Source organism: Sphingomonas sp. ABOLE (assembly GCF_003950455.1).
Taxonomy (GTDB): domain Bacteria; phylum Pseudomonadota; class Alphaproteobacteria; order Sphingomonadales; family Sphingomonadaceae; genus Sphingomonas; species Sphingomonas trueperi.
In genome coordinates this window covers 26448-46954 of the sequence record NZ_QQWY01000037.1, presented here as the reverse complement: position 1 = coordinate 46954, position 20507 = coordinate 26448, and the positions used below count along the sequence as shown (strand labels likewise).

At 69.3% G+C, this 20507-nt stretch carries 18 protein-coding genes and 1 tRNA gene; 12 read left to right on the top strand and 7 right to left on the bottom strand.

The window, feature by feature from the left end; all coding sequences use genetic code 11:
* Positions 1–239 precede the first annotated feature (239 nt).
* The 7 genes from CA234_RS18885 to CA234_RS18855 all read left to right on the top strand — a co-directional run bounded on the left by CA234_RS18885 (position 240) and on the right by CA234_RS18855 (position 9849).
* Positions 240–1922: a methyl-accepting chemotaxis protein gene (locus CA234_RS18885; protein ID WP_125974526.1), complete on the top strand. Its 1683-nt coding sequence runs from the start codon at positions 240–242 to the stop codon at positions 1920–1922.
* Between the two features lie 23 nt (positions 1923–1945).
* Complete coding sequence (locus CA234_RS18880) at positions 1946–3850, top strand: methyl-accepting chemotaxis protein (protein WP_125974527.1); 1905 nt, start codon at positions 1946–1948, stop codon at positions 3848–3850.
* A 32-nt stretch (positions 3851–3882) separates the two neighbouring features.
* Positions 3883–5676, top strand: a complete 1794-nt coding sequence (locus CA234_RS18875) for a methyl-accepting chemotaxis protein (protein WP_126002481.1) — start codon at positions 3883–3885, stop codon at positions 5674–5676.
* The gene (locus tag CA234_RS18870; protein WP_126002480.1) at positions 5673–6152 is read left to right on the top strand and encodes a chemotaxis protein CheW; all 480 of its coding nucleotides are present in this window, start codon (positions 5673–5675) and stop codon (positions 6150–6152) included. The genes CA234_RS18875 and CA234_RS18870 overlap by 4 nt, the downstream gene beginning before the upstream one ends.
* 68 nt (positions 6153–6220) lie before the next feature.
* Positions 6221–7036, top strand: a complete 816-nt coding sequence (locus CA234_RS18865; RefSeq protein ID WP_125974710.1) for a CheR family methyltransferase — start codon at positions 6221–6223, stop codon at positions 7034–7036.
* Positions 7036–8115 carry a chemotaxis response regulator protein-glutamate methylesterase gene (locus CA234_RS18860; RefSeq protein WP_125974533.1) on the top strand — a complete coding sequence of 360 codons (1080 nt, stop codon included), beginning with the start codon at positions 7036–7038 and terminating at the stop codon, positions 8113–8115. Before CA234_RS18865 ends, CA234_RS18860 begins: the two co-directional genes overlap by 1 nt.
* A 21-nt stretch (positions 8116–8136) precedes the next feature.
* On the top strand, positions 8137–9849 hold the full coding sequence (locus CA234_RS18855) for a hypothetical protein (RefSeq protein WP_126002479.1): 1713 nt from the start codon (positions 8137–8139) through the stop codon (positions 9847–9849).
* Between the two features lie 17 nt (positions 9850–9866).
* On the opposite strand, the gene CA234_RS18850 is transcribed toward CA234_RS18855, so the two are convergent.
* From CA234_RS18850 to CA234_RS18840, 3 genes are all read right to left on the bottom strand, one after another.
* Complete coding sequence (locus tag CA234_RS18850; protein ID WP_126002478.1) at positions 9867–10340, bottom strand: YbjN domain-containing protein; 474 nt, start codon at positions 10338–10340, stop codon at positions 9867–9869.
* 66 nt (positions 10341–10406) lie between these two features.
* Entirely contained in the window at positions 10407–11201 is a 795-nt protein-coding gene (locus CA234_RS18845) for an SDR family oxidoreductase (protein WP_126002477.1), read from the bottom strand.
* Between the two features lie 91 nt (positions 11202–11292).
* Positions 11293–11997 carry an NAD-dependent deacylase gene (locus tag CA234_RS18840; RefSeq protein ID WP_125974541.1) on the bottom strand — a complete coding sequence of 235 codons (705 nt, stop codon included), beginning with the start codon at positions 11995–11997 and terminating at the stop codon, positions 11293–11295.
* 148 nt (positions 11998–12145) lie between these two features.
* Between CA234_RS18840 and dapB the strand changes: the two genes are divergently transcribed.
* The 5 genes from dapB (at position 12146) to CA234_RS18810 (ending at position 15147) form a co-directional block, all read left to right on the top strand.
* Positions 12146–12874, top strand: a complete 729-nt coding sequence (gene dapB, locus CA234_RS18835; protein ID WP_125974545.1) for a 4-hydroxy-tetrahydrodipicolinate reductase — start codon at positions 12146–12148, stop codon at positions 12872–12874.
* The gene (nth, locus tag CA234_RS18830; RefSeq protein WP_126002476.1) at positions 12871–13536 is read left to right on the top strand and encodes an endonuclease III; all 666 of its coding nucleotides are present in this window, start codon (positions 12871–12873) and stop codon (positions 13534–13536) included. Before dapB ends, nth begins: the two co-directional genes overlap by 4 nt.
* Before the next feature lie 86 nt (positions 13537–13622).
* A tRNA-Arg gene (locus CA234_RS18825) sits at positions 13623–13699 on the top strand.
* A gap of 189 nt (positions 13700–13888) precedes the next feature.
* A complete protein-coding gene (locus tag CA234_RS18820; protein WP_125974549.1) occupies positions 13889–14116 on the top strand; it encodes a hypothetical protein in 228 nt (75 codons plus the stop codon).
* A 398-nt stretch (positions 14117–14514) separates the two neighbouring features.
* A complete protein-coding gene (locus CA234_RS18810; RefSeq protein WP_346962895.1) occupies positions 14515–15147 on the top strand; it encodes a transcriptional regulator in 633 nt (210 codons plus the stop codon).
* Here CA234_RS18810 and CA234_RS18805 read toward each other — a convergent pair.
* The 4 genes from CA234_RS18805 to CA234_RS18790 form a co-directional block, all read right to left on the bottom strand.
* On the bottom strand, positions 15144–17096 hold the full coding sequence (locus CA234_RS18805) for a M61 family metallopeptidase (protein ID WP_206431243.1): 1953 nt from the start codon (positions 17094–17096) through the stop codon (positions 15144–15146). The two genes, CA234_RS18810 and CA234_RS18805, sit on opposite strands and share 4 nt — an antisense overlap.
* A 67-nt stretch (positions 17097–17163) precedes the next feature.
* Positions 17164–19332: a molybdopterin cofactor-binding domain-containing protein gene (locus CA234_RS18800; protein WP_164521870.1), complete on the bottom strand. Its 2169-nt coding sequence runs from the start codon at positions 19330–19332 to the stop codon at positions 17164–17166.
* A 22-nt stretch (positions 19333–19354) separates the two neighbouring features.
* Positions 19355–20035, bottom strand: coding sequence for an Isoquinoline 1-oxidoreductase subunit (locus tag CA234_RS18795; RefSeq protein ID WP_241213582.1), 681 nt, complete (start codon positions 20033–20035; stop codon positions 19355–19357).
* Positions 20032–20502, bottom strand: coding sequence for a (2Fe-2S)-binding protein (locus tag CA234_RS18790; protein ID WP_126002475.1), 471 nt, complete (start codon positions 20500–20502; stop codon positions 20032–20034). The genes CA234_RS18795 and CA234_RS18790 overlap by 4 nt, the downstream gene beginning before the upstream one ends.
* Positions 20503–20507: the final 5 nt, after the last annotated feature.

Here is a 20507-nt window from a genome sequence, read left to right as displayed (position 1 = left end):
TCGCCGAGAGCGCGAGCGAGGAGCCCCCCGCCGTCGGCATGCGCTGGCGCCGCCAGTTCGTCCGCACCCTGGTCCGCCGCGACGACGGCGTCGTCGTCCTCCCCGACCTCCACGCCATCTTCGCCGCCCATCTCGGCATCGGCGAGCTCGGGCGGACCGGGGAAGTCGCGTGATTTCTTTCCCGTATCCCTGCCGCAAGGCGCGTCCGTGCCCCACCCATTCGAACGAGGATTTCTGACATGCGTGCGACGATCAAGATGAAGCTCGGCGTCACCTTCGGCGTGTTGATCGCCCTGTTGCTTGTCGTCGTAGGCGTAGCAAGTACCCGCCTCGCCGTGCTCAATCAGGCCACCAGCGACGTGATCCGCGGGCCAGCGCAACGATTGGAACTGGCGCAGACGATCGACGCCAAACTGAGCTTCGTGATCCGCCAGGAGAAGAATCTGGCGATGTCGAACGATGACGCCCAGATGCGCAAGTTCGATGCCGATCTGATGAAGGCGCGCGGCGAGCTGCAGCAGCTGGTCGCCAAGGGGGTTGCGGGCGCCACCGAACAGGGTCGCCCGCTCTGGACCCAGCTGGAAGGCAGGCTGGACGAATTCGTGCCGGTCAACGATCAGGTCCGCTCGCTTGGTCTGGCGAACAAGAATGCCGAGGCTTCGGCGCTTTCGATGACCAAGTCGCGTGAGCTCGCCGTGGCGATGAGCCAGGTGGTCTCCCAGCTGGTCACCCTTTCCAAGCAGCAGATGGGCAATGCCGAGCAGGAAGCCGCCGCGGTCTATGCCGCCGCCAACATCGCGCTGTTCAGCGTTGCCGGCATCGCGCTGCTGATCGCCGTCGCCGCGGCGTGGTGGATCGCCCGCACCGTTTCGACCGGCCTTGCCCGCGTCGGCACGGCGGTTACCGCCGTGGCCGAAGGCGACCTCAACCAGCGGATCGAGGTGCGCAGCAACGACGAGATCAAGGATCTGGTCGAGACGGTGAACGGCATGGTCGATCGCCTGCGCGGCGTGATCGCCGATGCGACGATCGCCTCGACCAACGTCTCCTCGGGCAGCCAGGAACTGTCGTCGAGCGCCGAGCAGGTCTCGCAGGGCGCGACCGAGCAGGCTGCTGCCGCCGAGCAAGCTTCGGCCTCGATGGAAGAGATGGCCGCCAACATCAAGCAGAACGCCGACAACGCCGCGCAGACCGAGAAGATCGCCCGCCAGTCCGCCAAGGATGCCGAAGTGAGCGGCGTCGCGGTAGACCGCGCGGTGGGCGCGATGCGCACCATCGCCGAGAAGATCGGCATCGTGCAGGAAATCGCCCGCCAGACCGACCTGCTCGCGCTCAACGCCGCGGTGGAAGCGGCGCGCGCGGGCGAGCATGGCCGCGGCTTCGCGGTGGTCGCCTCGGAAGTGCGCAAGCTCGCCGAGCGCAGCCAGGGTGCCGCCGCCGAGATCAGCTCGGTCTCGTCCGAGACGGTCAAGGCCGCCGCCGAAGCGGGCGACATGCTGCAGCGGCTGGTGCCCGACATCCGCCGTACCGCCGAGCTGGTCAGCGAGATCAGCGCCGCCTGCCGCGAGCAGGACATCGGCGCCGCCCAGATCAACGATGCGATCCAGCAGCTCGACCAGGTGACCCAGCAGAATGCCGGCGCCTCCGAGCAGATCAGCGCCACCTCCGAGGAACTCGCCGCCCAGGCCGAGGAGCTCCAGGCCAGCATCGCCTATTTCCGGGTCGACTCGGTGCGCGCCGCCGCACCGCGCGCCGCAGCACCCGTTCGCCGCCCCGTACCCAAGCCCGCCGCCAAGTCGGCTGCGCGGCCCAAGCCCAACAGCATTGCCGATCAAAAGGCTCGGGTCAGCGGCTTCGCGCTCGATCTGAGCAATGGCGGCCCCGATGCCGATGACGCCGCCTTCGGCGTCCAGGCGGCCTGACCGCCCCGTTCCAGGAGTATCCCATGCGTGCCACCATCAAGATGAAGCTCGGCGTCACCTTCGCCGTACTGATCGCCCTGCTGCTCGCCGTCGTCGGCGTCGCCAACAGCCGTCTCGGCCTGCTCAACCAGGCGACCAGCGACGTGATCGCCGGCCCGGCCAAGCGGCTGGAGATCGCCCAGAGCGTCGACGCCAAGGTCAGCTACATCCTGCGCCAGGAAAAGAACATGGCGCTGACCGAGGACGCCGCGGAAACCCGCGCGTTCGACGCCGATCTGATGAAGGCACGCGGCGAAACCCAGGCGCTGATCGCCAAGGGGCTCGGCACCGCGACCGAAACCGGCAAGCCGCTATGGATGCAGGTGGAGGCGAAGTTCACCGAATATGTGCCGGTGAACGACCAGGTCCGCGCGCTGGCGCTGGCCAATCGCAATGCCGAGGCCGGCAAGCTGTCGATTACCAAGTCGCGCGAACTGGCCGGCACGATCAGCAACCTCGTCGGCCAGATCGTCACCCTGTCGCGCCAGCAGATGGACCAGGCCGACCACGACACCAGCGCGCTCTACGCCAGCGCGGCGACGACGCTCTACGTAGTGGCGGGGCTTGCGCTGCTGCTCGCCATCGGCGGCGCGATCTGGATTGCGCGGATCGTCTCGACGGGGCTGCGCCGCATCGCGGAGGCGGTCGATGCCGTCGCGATCGGCGATCTCGACCAGCGCATCGCTGTCAGCACCAATGACGAGATCAAGGACCTGGTCGACACCGTCAACCGGATGACCGCCAACCTGCGCGACAGCGCCGCGCTGGCTGACCGCATCGCCGCGGGCGACCTCAGCGTCGATCACAAGCCGCTGTCGGACAAGGATACGCTGGGCCATGCGATGATCCGGATGACCGGCAATCTACGGCTCTCGGCCGCGGTAGCCGACAAGATCGCCGATGGCGACCTGACCGTGCAGCACAAGCCGGCCTCGGAGCGCGACACGCTGGGCAACGCGCTGGTGCGGATGGTCGAGCGGCTGCGCGGCGTCGTCTCCGATGCCACCATCGCCGCCACCAACGTCTCGACCGGCAGCCAGGAACTGTCGTCCAGCTCCGAGCAGGTCTCGCAGGGCGCGACCGAGCAGGCGGCTGCCGCCGAGCAAGCCTCGGCCTCGATGGAAGAGATGGCGGCCAATATCAAGCAGAACGCCGACAACGCCGCGCAGACCGAGAAGATCGCGCGCCAGTCCGCCAAGGATGCCGAAGTCAGCGGCGTCGCGGTCGATCGTGCGGTGGGTGCGATGCGCACGATCGCCGAGAAGATCGGCATCGTCCAGGAAATCGCCCGCCAGACCGACCTGCTCGCGCTCAACGCCGCCGTCGAGGCAGCGCGTGCCGGCGAGCATGGCCGCGGCTTCGCGGTGGTCGCTTCGGAAGTGCGCAAGCTCGCCGAGCGCAGCCAGGGTGCCGCCGCCGAAATCAGCGCGGTCTCGGGCGAGACGGTGAAGGCCGCCGCCGAGGCCGGCGAGATGCTCGGCCGCCTCGTCCCCGATATCCGCCGCACCGCCGAGCTGGTCAGCGAGATCAGCGCGGCCTGCCGCGAGCAGGATATCGGCGCCGCCCAGATCAACGATGCCATCCAGCAGCTCGACCAGGTGACCCAGCAGAATGCCGGCGCCTCCGAGCAGATCAGTGCCACGTCCGAAGAACTCGCCGCCCAGGCGGAAGAGCTCCAGGCCAGTATCGCGTACTTCCGCGTCGAACGCAGCAGCGGCCATGCCCGCCCGGTCGCCCGCACCGCCCCCGCGCCCAAGCGCGCGAGCGTGCAGCGGCCCAAGGCGAACAGCGTCGCTGATCAGCAGGCCCGTGTGAGCGGCTTCGCGCTCGATCTCAACAATGGCGGTCCCGACGCCGAAGACGCCGCTTTCGGCGTCCACGCAGCCTGACCGCCGGCTCTACCTTTCAAGGACTCGAACCCATGCGTGCCACGATCAAGTTGAAACTTGGCATCACCTTCGGCGTGCTCATCCTGTTGCTGCTCGCCGTGGTCGGCGTCGCCAACTCGCGGCTCGCCACGCTCAACCAGGCGATCAGCGACGTGATCTCCGGCCCCGCCCAGCGACAGGAGATCGCGCAGAGCGTCAGCGGCGGGATCAGCTATGTGCTGCGCCAGGAAAAGAACATGGCGCTGACCGAGGACGAAGCGCTCACCCGCAAGTTCGACGCCGAGCTGATGAAGGGCCGCGAGCAGGTCCAGGCACAGATCGCCAAGGGCGTCGCCACGGCCAGCGCGCAGGGCAAGCCGCTATGGCTGCAGCTGAGCACCAAGTTCAACGAGTTCGTGCCGGTCAACGATCAGGTCCGCCAACTGGCGCTCGCCAACCGCAACACCGAAGCGGGCACGATTTCGATCAGCAAGTCGCGCGAGATCGCGACGGCGATGAGCGACGTGGCCGACCAGCTGGTCGCGCTCTCCAAGCAGCAGATGACCCAGGCCGATCAGGATACCAACGCGCTCTATGCCAGCGCCGCCACCACCTTGTGGGCCGTCGCCGGCATCGCGCTGCTGATCGCCGTCGCCGGTGCCTTCTGGATCTCGCGCATCGTCTCACAGGGCCTGCGCCGCGTCTCGACCGCGGTCAGCGCGGTGTCGATCGGCGACCTCAGCCAGGACGTGCAGGTCACCAGCAACGACGAGATCAAGGACCTGGTCGACACCGTCAACACGATGGTCGCCAACCTGCGGGTGAGCGCGACGCTGGCCGACAAGATCGCCGATGGCGACCTGACCGTGCAGCACAAGCCGGCCTCGGACAAGGACGTGCTCGGCAACGCGCTGGTGCGGATGGTCGATCGCCTGCGCGGCGTGGTGTCGGACGCCACCGCCGCCGCGACCAATGTCTCCTCGGGCAGCCAGGAACTCTCGTCGAGCTCCGAGCAGGTTTCGCAGGGCGCGACCGAGCAGGCCGCGGCGGCGGAGCAGGCCTCGGCGGCGATGGAAGAGATGGCCGCCAATATCAAGCAGAACGCCGACAACGCCGCGCAGACCGAGAAGATCGCCCGCCAGTCCGCCAAGGATGCCGAAGTGAGCGGCGTCGCGGTCGATCGCGCGGTGGGCGCGATGCGCACCATCGCCGAGAAGATCGGCATCGTGCAGGAAATCGCCCGCCAGACCGACCTGCTCGCGCTCAACGCCGCGGTGGAAGCGGCGCGCGCGGGCGAGCATGGCCGCGGCTTCGCCGTCGTCGCCTCGGAAGTGCGCAAGCTCGCCGAGCGCAGCCAGGGTGCCGCCGCCGAAATCAGCTCGGTGTCGAGCGAGACGGTGAAGGCAGCGGCAGAGGCCGGCGACATGCTCGGCCGCCTGGTGCCGGACATCCGCCGCACCGCCGAGCTGGTCAGCGAGATCAGCGCCGCGTGCCGCGAGCAGGACATCGGCGCCTCGCAGATCAACGAAGCGATCCAGCAGCTCGACCAGGTCACCCAGCAGAATGCCGGCGCCTCCGAGCAGATCAGCGCCACCTCGGAAGAGCTTGCCGCCCAGGCCGAGGAGCTCCAGGCCAGCATCGCCTATTTCCGCGTCGAGCAGCAGCCGCGCGGCCGCGTGCCCGCCCCGGCCCGCCGTCCGGCGCCCAAGCCCGCCGCCAAGCCGGCGACGCGGCCCAAGCCCAACAGCGTTGCCGACCAGCAGGCGCGGGTGAGCGGCTTCGCGCTCGACCTCGCCACCGGCGGCCCCGATGCGCAGGACAGCGCGTTCGACGTGGAGGCAGCATGAGCGACACAAGCGAACTCCAGCTCGTCACCTTCGGGCTGGGGGCGGAGATCTTCGCGGTACCGGTGACGCTGGTCCGGGAGATTCTCGACTATCGCGAGACCTTCCGCATCCCCAACGGCCCCGACTATCTGCTCGGCCTGACCGACATGCGCGGTCAGGGCGTGCCGACGATCGACTTCCGCCAGCGGCTGGGCCTCTCGCCCTTCGAACCGACCCAGGCGACCCGCATCCTGGTGGTCGACGTGCCGGTCGCCGACCGCGTGCTGATGCTGGGCCTGGTGGTCGACCGCGTGCTGGAGGTGTGCAGCGTCACCACCGACCAGCTGGAAGCAGCGCCCGACATCGGGGTGCGCTGGTCGTCCGACTATATCGGCGGCGTCATTAAGCGGTCCGAAGGATTCGTGGTGCTAGTCGACATGGCGAAGATCTTCTCGTCGGAAGAAGCGCGGGCGCTCGCCGTCCGCGCCGCCGCCTGAGCCTTACGGAGCAGCCCTTGTCCGCAGCATTAGCGCTGGATCCGTCGCCCGCCCCCGGGCTAGACACGATGAGCAGGCGCCACTTCGCGCAGATCGCCGCCTATATCTACGAGGTCTCGGGCATCAAGATGCCGGAGACCAAGAAGACCATGCTCGAAGGCCGGCTGCGCCGCCGCCTGCGCGCGGTGGGCATCGATACGCTCGACGGCTATTGCGACTTCCTGTTCACCGGCGATCATCTCGCGGCCGAAGGGCTGCACCTGATCAACGCGGTGACCACCAACAAGACCGACTTCTTCCGCGAGCCGGCGCATTTCGACTATCTGGTCGCGCAGGCGCTGCCGGCGCTGGAGGCGCGCGGGGTGCGCTCGCTGCGCGCCTGGAGCGCCGCCTGCTCGACCGGCCCCGAGCCCTACACCATGGCGATGGTGCTGGACGATTATGCCGAGCGGATGGGCGGCCCGGAGTACGGCATCCTCGCGACGGACCTCGACACCGAGGTGCTGGCCGCCGCCCGCAACGGCATCTACGCGGCCGAGCTGGTCGACCCGGTGCCGGCGGCGCTGCGCCGCAAATATGTGATGACCTCGAACGATCCGCGGCGGCGCGAGGTGCGGATGGTGCCGCGGCTGCGCAGCGCGATCGGCTTCGGCCGGCTGAACCTGATGGACGATCGCTATCCCGTGGGCGATGCGATGCACCTGATCTTCTGCCGTAACGTGCTGATCTATTTCGACAAGCCGACGCAGAAGAAGGTCGTCTCGCAGCTCTATGACTGCCTGGCGCCGGGCGGCTATCTCTTCCTCGGCCATTCGGAATCGATCACCGGGCTGGGCCTGCCGCTCGAGCAGGTCGCCAACACCGTGTTCCGGCGCGGCGGCTGATGCCCAAGATCCGCGTCCTGATCGTCGACGATTCGGCGAGCGTCCGCCAGACCATGGCGTCGATCCTCGCCGAGGACCCGGCGATCGAGGTGGTCGGCACCGCCGCCGATCCGTTCAGCGCCGCCAAGCGCATCCAGGAACAGGTGCCCGACGTCATCACGCTCGACGTCGAGATGCCGCGGATGGACGGCATCACCTTCCTCAAGAAGCTGATGCAGCAATGCCCGGTGCCGGTGGTGATGTGCTCGTCGCTGACCGAGAACGGCTCCGAGACCTTGCTTCAGGCGATGGAAGCGGGCGCGGTCGACGTGATCCTCAAGCCCAAGGTGGGCGTGGCCGATCATCTCGCCGAGCACCACCTCCAGATCCGCGACGTGGTCAAGGCCGCGGCGCGCGCCAAGGTGCGCGGGCGGCCGGGCAAGCCGATGCCGCGCACCGAGCCGCCGGCCCAGAAGCTCACCGCCGACGCGGTGCTGCCGCCGCCCAGCGGCAAGCCGATGAGCCGCACCACCGAGATGGTGGTGTGCATGGGCGCCTCGACCGGCGGCACCGAGGCGCTGCGCGAAGTACTGGAGGCACTGCCGGCGAACAGCCCCGGCATCGTCATCGTCCAGCACATGCCCGAACATTTCACCCGCGCCTTCGCCCAGCGGCTCAACGGGCTGTGCGAGGTCGACGTCAAGGAAGCCGCGGACGGCGACCCCGTCCTGCGCGGCCACGTCCTGATCGCCCCCGGCGGCAAGCACACCATGCTCGAGCGCCAGGGCGCGCGCTATTATGTCTCGGTTCGCGACGGGCCGCTGGTCTCGCGCCACCGCCCCTCGGTCGACGTGCTGTTCCGCTCGGCGGCGCGCGCGGCGGGATCGAACGCGGTCGGCATCATCATGACCGGCATGGGCGACGACGGCGCGCGCGGGCTGCTCGAGATGCGCCAGGCGGGCGCGCGCACCTTCGCGCAGGACGAGGCGAGCTCGATCGTCTTCGGCATGCCCAAGGAGGCGATCGCGCGCGAGGCCGCCGACAAGATCATTCCCCTCGGGCACATCGCCCGCGAACTGCTCACGGCCACCGCACGATGACCGCTTGCCAAGGAGACGGCCATGTACGCCGCACCCATTCCTGAACCGAACCCCGAATCCGAACTGTCGCTCGCCGAGATCGAGGCGACGATCAGCCAGGTGGCGGGCAAGCTCGACGCCCGGTTCGTCTCGGCGGGCGAGGCGCTGGCCCAGGCCTATGCCATCGTCGAGCGGCTGGTCAGCGCGCTGGAGGGCGTGACCAACGCGCTCGGCCGCGACGCGGCGGAAGCGGCGGTCGATAATATGCGCGCGACCGCGGACCGGCTGGAGCGGCTGCCCGCACTGCAGGCCGCGCGCCAGGCGGGGCTGGAAAGCATCGCCGCCGGTGCGCGCCCGCTCGCGCACCATATCAACCAGGTCAAGCGCACGCTCGACTTTCTCCGCATCTGCGGCCTCAACATCAAGGTGGCGGCGGCGGGCCGCAACGGTTTTGCCGATTTCGCCGACACGATGAACGTCCGGCTCGACGTGGGCGAGATCGAGATCGGCGGGATCGGCAGCGAGATCGAGCGGCTCACCGCCAGCATCCCGGCGCTGATCGAGGTCGATCGCCAGCTCGCCGCCGAATGCGTGAAGGTGATCCCACAGGTGCCCCGCAAGCTCGCCGAAGATGCCGAGGCGCTGCAGCGCCACCAGGCGGCGGACGCGGCGCGCGCCAAACGCATCGCCTCGGTCGGCCGCGAGATCCATGCGAAGGTCGCGACCGCGATCGGCGCGATGCAGATCGGCGACATCACCCGCCAGCGGCTGGAGCATGTCGCCAGCGGCATCCAGGCGCTGATCGCCTGGCGCGATTCCGCCGATCCGGCGACCGCGATCGACGTGGTCGGCCATATGGTCGCGCTGTTCGCCGCCCAGGCCTCGGACACGATCGAGGCCTTCCACACGGAATCGCAGCGGCTGGCCGAAAGCCTGCGCGGGATCGCGCCGAGCGCGGCGCAGCTGCTGGAAATCAAGGCCGAGGGCGATCGCCAGCAGACCGGCGACGACAGCGTCTTCCTCGGCGCGCTCGAGAAGAGCGTCGCCGATGTCGCCCAGGTCACCGCGCGGCTGCGCGATGCCGATGCCAAGGCGCAGGCGCTGGGCGGCTCGACCTCGGACAGTGCCGAGCGGCTCGCCGAGCGGCTGCGCGTGGTGCACCGGGTGAACGAGGACGTGCACCTGATGGCGTGGAACACCGATCTGCGCTGCCACCGGCTCGGCGACGAGGGCAAGGCGCTGGCGATGGTCGCCTCCGAGATCCGCGGCTTCGCGACCGCGCTGGCGACGATCTCCGGCGAGATCCGCCAGTCGGTCGAGCGGCTGGTCAGCGCGGTCACCGCGCTGCGCGATCCCGACGCCGAACAGGGCGGTGATGCGGCCGAGGCGCTCACCGAATCGCTCGCCTGCATCCGCGACGGCGCCCAGCGCATGCGCGAAGGCATGGCCGGGCTGAGCGACGATGCCGCGGCGGTGACGCGGATCCTGGAGACCACGACCAGCAATGTCGATTGCGAGGCCGCGTTCGGCGACGCGCTGCGCGGCGTGGCGCTACGGCTCAAGCTGTTCGGCACGCCCTGCACCGCGCCCGACGGCCCGGTGGCGGACGCACTGGCCGAACTGCTCGACGGCATGGCGCGCAGCTACACCATGGCCCGCGAGCGCGAGATCCACACCCGCTTCGCGCTGCCGGGCACGTCCGCGTCCCCGCAAGCGAGCATGGACGACGACGATGACGATGACGGGCTGTTCTGAACGGTCCGCCCGTCGCCTTACTGCTTCTCGGCCCCGTTCGATTCGTTGACGTAATCGGCGAAGCTGCCGACCAGCGAATCCCAAAGTTCCAGATTCTTCCGGAACAGCACCGTGGTCATCGGCTGGTCCTCGAAGTTCAGGTCATACTCGATCGCCGCCTCGCCCTTTTCGTCCGAATAGACGCGGGCGAAGCGGTGCTTCTGCGTCCAGGCATTAGCGCGCTCGGGCGACAGCTTGTCGGTCCAGCCCGCATAGAATTGCAGGTCGCCGCAGTTGCGGCCCTTGTCGCAGCTCATGAAGAAGATGGTGAACTTGTAGCCCTGCGCACCGCTGCGGATGATCGGGTCGCCGTCGCTGTCCTTGGCCAGTTCCGCCTTGTAGCCGGCATCCTGCAGCGCCTTGACCACCGATTGCGGGTCAGTGGACTTCACCTGCGCCTGCGCCGGCACCGCCGCCAGCAGCCCGAGCCCGATCAGCACCCCCATCTTCATGCGCTTTCCCTTTCCCGTCGTTACGCAAGCGTGGCCCGTATCGCGAATGCGCGGGACCTGCCAAGCCTAGCGCCTTCCGAGCCTGCTGCGCTGCGCCTGCCTGCGCAGCGCGCCCGGCATCCAGCGCGCCGCGAACCACAGCTTGCGCGCGGTCTTGCCGACGCGGGTGTGGAGCACCGTCCCATGCACCGCTGCCCAGGCTGCCTCGGCGACCGCGCCGACCGGCGTGATCTCCAGTCCCGCGCGCCGCACATTCTCGCGGATATGCTGGTTGGAGCCGCCCGCCGGCTGGTCGAGCAGCGGCGTGTCGATGAACGAGGGCATCAGCGTGCGCACCTTCACCCCCGCCGAGGCCCATTCGCCGTCGAGCGCCTCGGCCAGCCCGCGCACCGCGAACTTGGTCGCCGAATAGATCGCCGCGCCCGAGGTGCCGTAGATCCCCGCCGCCGAGCTGGTGATCAGCATCACCGATCCCGGCGTCGCGGCGAGCAGCTCGAACCCGGCATGGGCGCCGTGGACCACGCCGAGCAGGTTGACCGCGACGCAGCGCTCCAGCTCGGCCGGGGGCGTGGCAGCGAAGGGGCCGCTGGTGCCGATCCCGGCATTGGCGAACAGCACGTCCATCCGCCCGCCGCTCGCCGCCGCGAAGTCGGCGAGCGCTGCCACCCATTGGTCGCGGTCGCGCACGTCGAGCTTGTGCGTCGTGGCACTGCCGGCCGGCAGCATCGCCAGCGTCTCCGCCAGCCCCGCGGCATTGACGTCGGCCAGCCCGACGCGCCAGCCGCGCTGCGCGAACAGCACCGCCACCGCCCGCCCGATTCCCGACGCGCCGCCGGTAATGAAGATCGCCTGCTGGGGCATCGCCCGCCTCTCCCATAGCTGGCGCCTGTCGCGACGCCTTGGGCCCATCCTTCCGCAGGATGCGGTGCAATGCCAGCGCGATGTTGCGGGCTCAGGCCGTGGCGAGCAGTTCGTCGACCCAGGCCGGGACCAAGGTGCCCGCCGGGCCCATCCGGCTCGCCTCGAACCAGTGGCTGCCGCCCGAGGGCTCCAGGTTCATCTCCAGCGTCGCCGCGCCATGATGCCGCGCGGTCTGGACGAACCCCGCCGCCGGATAGACCGCGCCCGAGGTGCCGATCGAGACGAACAGGTCCGCATCCGCCAGCGCCGCCTCGATCCGCTCCATTGCGTAGGGCATCTCGCCGAAGAAGACGATGTCGGGGCGCAGCGCGAGCATGCCGCAATTGGGGCATTCGCTCTCGGGCGGCAGTGCCTCTTCCCAGCGCTCGCGCACGCCGCAGGCCGCGCACAAGGCCGAGCGCAGCTCGCCATGCATGTGGAGCAGCCGCGTCGCCCCCGCGCGCTCGTGCAGGTCGTCGACATTCTGCGTCACGACCAGCAGTTCGCCCGGCCATGCCGCATCGAGCCGCGCCAGCGCATGGTGCGCGGCATTGGGCTGGACCGTCTCCAGCGCGGCGCGCCGCAGATCGTAAAAGCGGTGGACCAGTTCGGGATCGCGCGCCAGCGCCTCGGGCGTGCAGACATCCTCGACCCGGTGCCCCTCCCACAGCCCGCCGGGCCCGCGAAAGGTGGCGATGCCGCTTTCGGCGGAAACGCCGGCGCCGGTGAGAATCACGAGATTGCGAAGGCTGGCCATGCCGCGACCCTAGGCCCGCCATGCCGGCGCCGCAAAGTCTGGTTTCTCCGGCGCTTCGTCTCCCGATGGGGTCCTAGAAGAAAAAGCCGGACGATCCGCAAAAATAGCATCTGTCGCTGCAGCACAGGATCGTGCAACAGCGCGCAGCATGACGAGCATCGGCATCTATGGCAGCATGGGGCGGATGGGCCAGGCGATCGCCGCCGCCCTTCCCGATTTCGGCGCCCGCCTCGCGGGCGGCGCGGACGTGGGCGATGATCCCGCCGAGCTCGCCCGCAAGGCCGATGTGCTCGTCGACTTCTCGGCCCCCGCCGCGCTCGAGGCGAACCTCGCCGCGGCGCGCGCCGCGCGCACGCCGATCGTGGTCGGCACCACCGGCCTCGCCGAGCGCCACCACCGGATGATCGACGCGGCCGCCGCCGAGATCGCCGTGCTGCAGACCGGCAACACCTCGCTCGGCATCGGGCTGCTGTCGCGGCTGGTCCACGAGGCCGCGGCGCGGCTCGGCCAGGACTGGGACATCGAGATCGTCGAGATGCACCACCGCAACAAGGCCGATGCGCCGTCGGGCACCGCGCAGATGCTGGGCGCCGCCGCTGCCGAGGCGATGGGCACCACCCTCGCCGAAGCCGGGGTCAGCGACCGCGCCGGGCTCACCGGCCCGCGCGCCGCGGGCACGATCGGCATGGCGAGCCTGCGCGGCGGTTCGGTGATCGGCGACCACACGGTGGTCTTCGCCAGCGATGGCGAGCGGATCGAGCTCACCCACCGCGCCGATGATCGCGCGATCTTCGCCAAGGGGGCGATCCGCGCGGCGCTGTGGCTCCCCGGGCGCGACGCGGGCCGCTACACCATGGCCGAAGTGCTCGGCGTGTGAAGAAGGCGCAGGTCGTCGAGTTCTTCGCGCGGCTGGCGGCGGACAATCCGCACCCGGAGACCGAGCTCGAATCGGTCAACACCTATACGCTGCTCGTCGCGGTTGTGCTCTCCGCCCAGGCGACCGATGCCGGGGTGAACAAGGCGACGCGCGCATTGTTCGCGCAGGTCGACACGCCCGAGAAGATGGTCGCCCTCGGCGAAGGGGGCTTGAAGGAGCACATCAAGACGATCGGCCTCTTCAACACCAAGGCCAAGAACGTCATCGCGCTCTCCGAAGCCCTGATCCGTAACCATGGCGGCGAGGTCCCCGCCGATCGCGACGCGCTGGAGCAGCTGCCCGGCGTCGGGCGAAAGACGGCGAACGTGGTGATGAACGTCGCCTTCGGGCAGGAGACCTTCGCAGTCGACACCCACCTGTTCCGCGTCTGCAACCGCACCGGCCTGGCACCCGGCAAGACGCCGCTGGCGGTGGAGCTGAAGCTGGAGAAGGTGGTGCCCCAGCCCTTCCGGCTGCACGCGCACCACTGGCTGATCCTCCACGGCCGCTATATCTGCAAGGCGCGCACCCCCGAATGCTGGCGCTGCCCGGTGGCCGAACTCTGCACCTTCAAGCCGAAGACGCCCACCCCCAAGGCGAAGAAGGCCGCCGAACCCGCCTGAGCTTTTGCGGCGCCTACGCTTTTGCGCCGGAGCTGCCGAAACGGGCTGGCGTTCGGCCAAAGGCTTTGCTAGTCGCCGCTTTCCAGGCACCCGTAGCTCAGCTGGATAGAGCGCTGCCCTCCGAAGGCAGAGGCCACAGGTTCGAATCCTGTCGGGTGCGCCATCTTTTCAATGACTTAGCGCAGCATCGCGACGGCCGTACGGAAAATGTACGGAAAACATCGTCGGACGAAATGCGCTCAAATGAACCCTCGCAAAGACGATTCGGGCGACGCTTCTGTGCGCGCCCCGCTAATCGCGCAGCCTCCTTCACCGATCGGGTGCGGGTTAGCGGGAGGAAGGCGATGTTCCGATGCGGTTGTTGGTGTCCCCCCCGGACGATTGCTCGACCGACAAGCTCGGCGAAGGCGTCGTAGCGAAGCCGGCTGAGGCGCTGCGTCTCGGTATCGAAGGCCGGTCGGTGCGCCGTAAGGGTGAGCCGGTGGCGGACGAACAATCCAAGGGCCTCGGTCAGTCGAGCTTCTGCTCCATCCGATCCGCAGTACGGTTCTGGCGGTCGAATTGCGCGCCGAAGCGCTGATCGAGTTCTGACCGGCACACCTACAACAAGCGAATACATCGTCTGGCGGCGATCCAGGAACATCGCATGGTCCGACGCGCAATCGAGCGGGGCGTACCGGAAGCGAAGATCGCGGAAGCGCTTGAACTCGAGGTTGCATCCATCCATCGGCGATCGCGGATGCTCTATGGGATCTGCACCGAGGTTATTGATATCCTGAAAGACTTGTCCTGTCCGACAGCCGTCTTTGACGTCCTCCGGCGCATGTCCCCGATACGGCGTCGATCCGCTACAACTGACGGTGGCGCGTGCCTATGTCAGCACGCTGCTCGGGAACGACCGCATCGTGCAGTGGATCGCCCAGCACCGGTCGGAATACCTGAAGGAACTCAGGCCGCGGCGGTGCACCTTCTGGGGACGTGCTCGAACGCATCGCCTCCGGCCTGATGCTGACCGCACCCGAGCGCGAGCACCTGTTCGTGCTGGGGCTCGGGCGGCCACCCGCGATCAAGATCCGCGGGTCGGACGAGGTCACGCCGCGCCTGCAGCGCGTGCTCGACGCGATGCCGACCAGCCCGGCGATCATCAAGACCGCGACCTGGGACGTGGTCGCGTGGAATGCCGCGGCGTCGGCGGTGCTGACCGACTATAGCCTGCTGCCCCGCGAACACCGCAACATCCTGCGGCTCGTCTTCACCAACTCCAAGGTGACGGCGGCGCAGGAAGACTGGCGCAGCATGGACCGCTATGTCGTGGGCGCCTTTCGGACGGACGCGGTGCGCGCCGGCGCTACGGCCGAGATCACCCGGCTGGTCGAGGAGCTGTCGCGGCTGAGCCCCGAATTCGAGGCGCTCTGGCAGGATAATGACGTCGCCGGGAATGCGGACGGGCACAAGCGGGTGCACCATCCCGAGCAGGGCATCCTCGAACTCGAATTCTCGTCTTTCGCCATCAAAGGCCGCCCCGATCTGGGCATGATCGACTATAATCCGGCGACCGCGGAGACGGCCCGGCGGATCGCATCCCCGGTCGGGCCGGCGTCGTCTGCTTAGCCTGCCCCGCCGCGCGTACCGGCCTTCGGCAGGATCGTTCGCGGCGCCAGCAGGTCCCGGAACGTGTCGGGTGTGTCCGCGATCCGCTCCAGCCGCGGATAGCGCAACGGCCCCGCATAGGGGATGGGCCGATCCGACCGGCCGCCATCCTGTTCGACCGTCAGCACCAGCGGATGGCCAGCCGACGCCCGTACGGCGGCGAGCAGTGTCTCCGTGCCGAAGGCACCTCCGTTGATCGCCACGACGCGCGCGCCCGGACGCAATCCGGCGCGAAAAGCGGGCCCGTCCCAGGCTACCGAGCGGATCGCGCCGTTCGCCCGCACGGCAAGCCCGATCGAATAGCTGAGATCGGCGACGCCCAGCTCTTCCTCCCCGGCGCGGAACGCTGGCGTCTGGGTATCGGTGAAGGTCAGGCGCCAGCCATGGCTGCGGAGCCCGATGGTCGTGTCGAGCGCGCCCTGCCCGTCGATCCATCGCCGCAGCCACCCCGCCCAATCCCCGGGCGCGACTGCCTCCAGCGTCTCGCAAAGGTCCTCGAACGTGTAGGTGCGCGTCGGCGCGCTCGGTGTCGCTCCGGCGAAGAAGGCGCCGGCGAAATCGTCGATGCCGCGACGTCCACCGGTCCGCGCCCGCAGTTCCCCGTCGACCGCCAGCCACAGCAGCACGCCTTCCGAATAATAGTCGCGGCGCCGCTGCCAGTCGCGCCAGGGAACGGGCTGGCGGAGCATGAAGGCCGGGTAGTTGACGTCGTCGGACAGCGGCCGCCAGGCGCGGCCGGGCCGGGCGGCGATCTCGGCGGCCTCGACTGCGAGCCGGTCGCGCAGCTCGGCGGGGGAGAATTGCCCGGCGCGCGTCGCCAGCACCCGCCCCCAGAACTCGGTCTGGCCCTCATACACCCACAACAGGCTGCCCGAGACGGGCACATTGGGGGTCGGTGCCCAAAGATCGGCCGGGATTCGGTAGAAGCCGTTCCAGGCATGGACGATCTCGTGCGCGATCAGGTCGCGGGAGAGGATCTGCGACTGCCAGTCGCGGAAGAGCGAGGATGGCAAGCCGTTCTCGCTCGACGACCGGTGCTCGGTGCCGCCCGAGGCGCCATCGTCGCCCAGGCGCGCGAGGATATCGTAGTGCGCGAAGGGGGTGGTTCCGAAGACGGCCGTCATCTGCGCGATCAGCGCGGTCAGCTCCGCCACGCGTTCGGGCGGCACAGCCAGATCCGCAGGGCGCTGCGCGACAAGGTCGAGCGTCACGCTGCCGGTGGCGGGCACGGTCAGCGGCACCTGCCGAGTGTAGCGGCCGGCAAGGACGGGGGCGTCGAGCAGGGACTCGAGCGTCGTCTCGGCGAAGCGCAGCGTCGCGCTCCCAGCCGTTTCGACGTGCAATGCGGTGAAGGCGCGGAGCCCCGCCGGCAGCGTGACCGAAGCCGTGGTGCGGATGTTCCGGGCGTACCAGCCGGCCGGATACAGGACCAGCCGCTGCCAGGGCACGCTGACGATGTCGGGCGTCAGCAAGTCCCCGCCCGCCACCATCTGGAAGCGGACGTCGATCGCCTTGGCCCCCGCCGGCACATCGACATGAAAGGCATGCGGCTCGTAGGGATCGCGCCGCCAGCGGACGGGCCGGCCTTCCGCCTCAACCACCAGCCCCGCCAGGTCGACCACGTTCAGGCTCGGCCCGTGGCTCGCGGCTTCCCAGCGTGGATAGAGCAGCGTCACCCGGGTGCCGCCCGCCACCGGAACATGCTCGCGCACGGTGAAGATGCGGTGCGCGATGTCGGTCGCATCGAACTGGAGGTCGAGCACGCCATGGAAGCCATGGTCCACCGGCAGGGGAACGGTCGCCGCCGGCATGCGATATGCCGGCCCCTGCGACGGCTGCGCCCCGGCGATGCCGGTGCCACCGCAAAGTGCCACTGCCAACACCAACGGCTTGCCGAACGAAATCCTCACCAACCATGCTCCCTGGGCAATTGCCACCGCCGGCAGCTAGCGCAGCTGGCCACATCGACGATAGGGGTCAAGCGTCGGTGCCCACGAAGGGCAGGCGCCGGGTCGGCCGCCCCGTCAGGGCGAGAATCGCGTTCGCGATGGCGGGCGCAATCGGCGGGACGCCGGGCTCGCCCATGCCGGTGGGCGGCGCCGTCGATCGCAGGATATGCGTCTCCACGCGCGGCATGTCGTCGATGCGCGCGACCCGGTAGCCGTCGAAGTTGCGTTGCTCGACGATCCCGTCCTTGAGCGTGATCGCGCCGTACAGCGCCGCCGACAGGCCGAAGCCGATCCCGCCCTCCATCTGGGCCGCGATCTGGTCCGGGCTGATCGCGATGCCGCAATCCACCGCGGCGACGACACGGCGAACGACGGGCCGGCCAGCTTCCAGCCGGACCTCGGCGACCTGGCCGACCACGGTGCCGGCATAGTCCTGCACTGCCAGCCCGCGCGCCCAACCGGCATCGATCGAAGTCCCCCAGCCCGCCTCGCGGCAGACCGCATCGAGCACCGCCAGATGTCGCGTTGCCCCGGCGCGGCGATACAGCGCACGGCGATAGTCGGCGGGATCCCTGGCGGCACGGCGCGCGAGCTGGTCGACGACATGCTCCATCACCATGGTGCCGTGCGAATGCCCGACCGAGCGCCAGAAGGTGGCGGTGACCGGCGATGTCGGCGTGAAGATCTTGCAGTCCAGCGTCGATACGGCGGCCAGATAGGGGGAATTCTTCACGCCCTCGTAATTCGGGCTGTTCGCCCCGAAGGGGAGGAGCTGCTGCGCGACGATGTGGTGCCGCCAAGCCGTGGGCAAGCCGTCCGCGCCGCTTTCGATCCAGAGGCGGTGATGCGCCATCGGGCGGTAATAGCCACCGGTGAGATCGTCCTCCCGGCTCCAGAAAAGCTTGACCGGCCGCCCCTGCAAGCGGCGGGCGATATGGACGCACTCCGCCACATAGTCGCCCATGGCCGCGCCCCGCCTGCCGAAGGATCCGCCGGCGGGAAGCACCTCCAGTTCGACCTTGCCGGGGATCGTCGGCGTGGCGATGGCGGCATTGACGAGTTCGCCGGTAGCCAGATGGCTGCCCGAGGCGATCCGGACCTGCCATCCGTCCACCTGCGCGACGCAGTCGAGCGTCTCCATCGGCGCATGGGCGAGATAGGGAAAGTCGAACGCCGCTTCGAACTGCCCCTCGCCGAAGCGACGATCGGCATCGCCGCGCTGCAGGAACCGATCGGGCTTCAGGGTGGAACGGCCAAGCGCGATGCTGTGATATTCCTCGACGATCTCCGGGGTGGACCGGCGCTCGGCCTGGCGGTCGTCCCATTCGGTACGCAAAGCAGCGCGGGCACGGAGCGCGGCAAAGCTGTTCTCCGCGACCACGGCCACGCCCGCGGGCGTGGCGAACACGTCGACCACGCCTGCCACCTGCCGCGCGGCACGATCGTCGAAACGCGCGGGCCGGCCGCCGAAGCGCGGGCTGCGCGCGAGCACGGCGAAGAGCATGCCGCTGCGCTGGACGTCCTGGGTATAGACCTGCGCGCCGGTGCTCTTGGGCACCGCATCCTTGCGGCGCACGCGATCAGTGCCGATCAGGCGGTACTCGGCGGGCTGCTTCAGTCGGGGCTGCTGCGGCGGCGTTTCCCTGTCGGCATCGGCAAGCAGCGCAGCAAAGGGGGCCGATCGCCCCGTGGCGGGGTGCGAGACGATGCCGTCGCGCACCCCGATCGAGGCGCGCGGCACCCGCCAGCGCCGCGCGGCAGCCGCGACGAACATCGCCCGCGCGGCAGCACCGGCACGGCGCATCGCGTCCCACTGCGTGCTCACCGAAAACGACCCATAGGTGAGCTGGACGCCATAGGCGCGGAAGTTGACTTCGGCGGAGACCACCCGGACGCGACTCCAATCGGCGTCGAGTTCCTCGGCAATCATCGCCGCCAGCGCCGCATGAATGCCCTGCCCAAGTTCCTGCTGCTTGTTGACGATGGTCACCATGCCGTCGGCGGCGATGCGGATATACGCGCCGAATGCGCTCGGTTCGGGATCGTGGCCGCCGCCGCTCAACACCATGGCGGCGACCTCCATCGGATGGGTGGCCGCATAGCCGATGACGAGCGCGCCGCCGGTCAGACCGCCGCCGAGGACCATCCGGCGGCGCGTCATGCGGAAGCCGCGTGCTGCAGGCTTGGGATCGGACATCAGAACATCTCCGGAAACGCCATCAGGCGGGACAATGCGCGCCGGTTTCCAGCCACGCCGCGACCAGCGCGCCGAACTGCGCCTGGGTGCCCGGCGCCGGGCGTCGCTGCGCGCCGGGATGCCATGCCCAGCCGACCAGTTCGTCCTGCGCCACATGCTCCAGCAGCGCGTCGCGGCGCAGATGCGCGCGCGAAGGATCGAGCAGCTGGCGGCAGATCGCGCTGAGCGACTTGCCCTGCCAGGCCATCTCCGGCGGCGCGAGACGCCAGCGCACATTGCCGGGCACGCCCGAAGCGGCGACATTGGCTGCCTGGTGGCAGGTGATGCAGCGCAGGACCTCCGTGCCGCCGCCGTCCGGTCCCCGCGTCACCAGCGGCAGATGCGGGCGCATCACCCCGGTCTGGGTCGGCCGATCGCTGCGCGGATGGCAGTTCAGGCAACGCGGATGCTGAAACACCCGCCCGGCTTCGCGGAAGAGCGCGACCGAACGCTGCCGGCGATCCGCGATGTTCGAGAAGGCAGCCACGGGCCGAAGCGTCGCCGTGGGTGCGGAGGGTGGCGGCGGCAGCGGGGTCGCACTCGGCTCGGTAGAGCGCAACAACAGCGCGCCGGCGACGCACAGCGCCGGAACCACGATCGCCGCTAGTTGCGGCGCGCCCAATCGCCGGCGGGGCGGCGCTGCCTTTTCCCGCTCCTCCGTCATGCGCTAGCCCCAGCGACGGCAGCGGCGGCATCGTGGATCGCCGCGCGGATGCGCATGTAGGTCGCACAGCGACAGAGATTGCCACCCATCGCCGCGTCGATATCGGCGTCCGAGGGCATGGGGATCGCGCGCAGCAAGGCGATCGCGCTCATCACCTGGCCGGATTGGCAGAAGCCGCATTGCGGCACGTCGCGTGCGACCCAGGCATCGCGCACCGCCTGTGCCTGCGGGCCATCGACACCTTCGATCGTCGTCACCTCGGCCGTGCCCAGCGCGTTGAGCGGCACCGAGCAAGACCGAACCGGGGAGCCGTCGAGATGGACCGTGCAGGCACCGCATTGCGCGGCACCGCATCCATATTTCGTGCCGGTCAGATAGAGCGTGTCGCGCAGGATCCAGAGAAGCGGCGTCTCGCCGTCTGCCTCGATCCGGTGGCGCTGCCCGTTGACGGTTAGCAGATAGGGCATGGTGG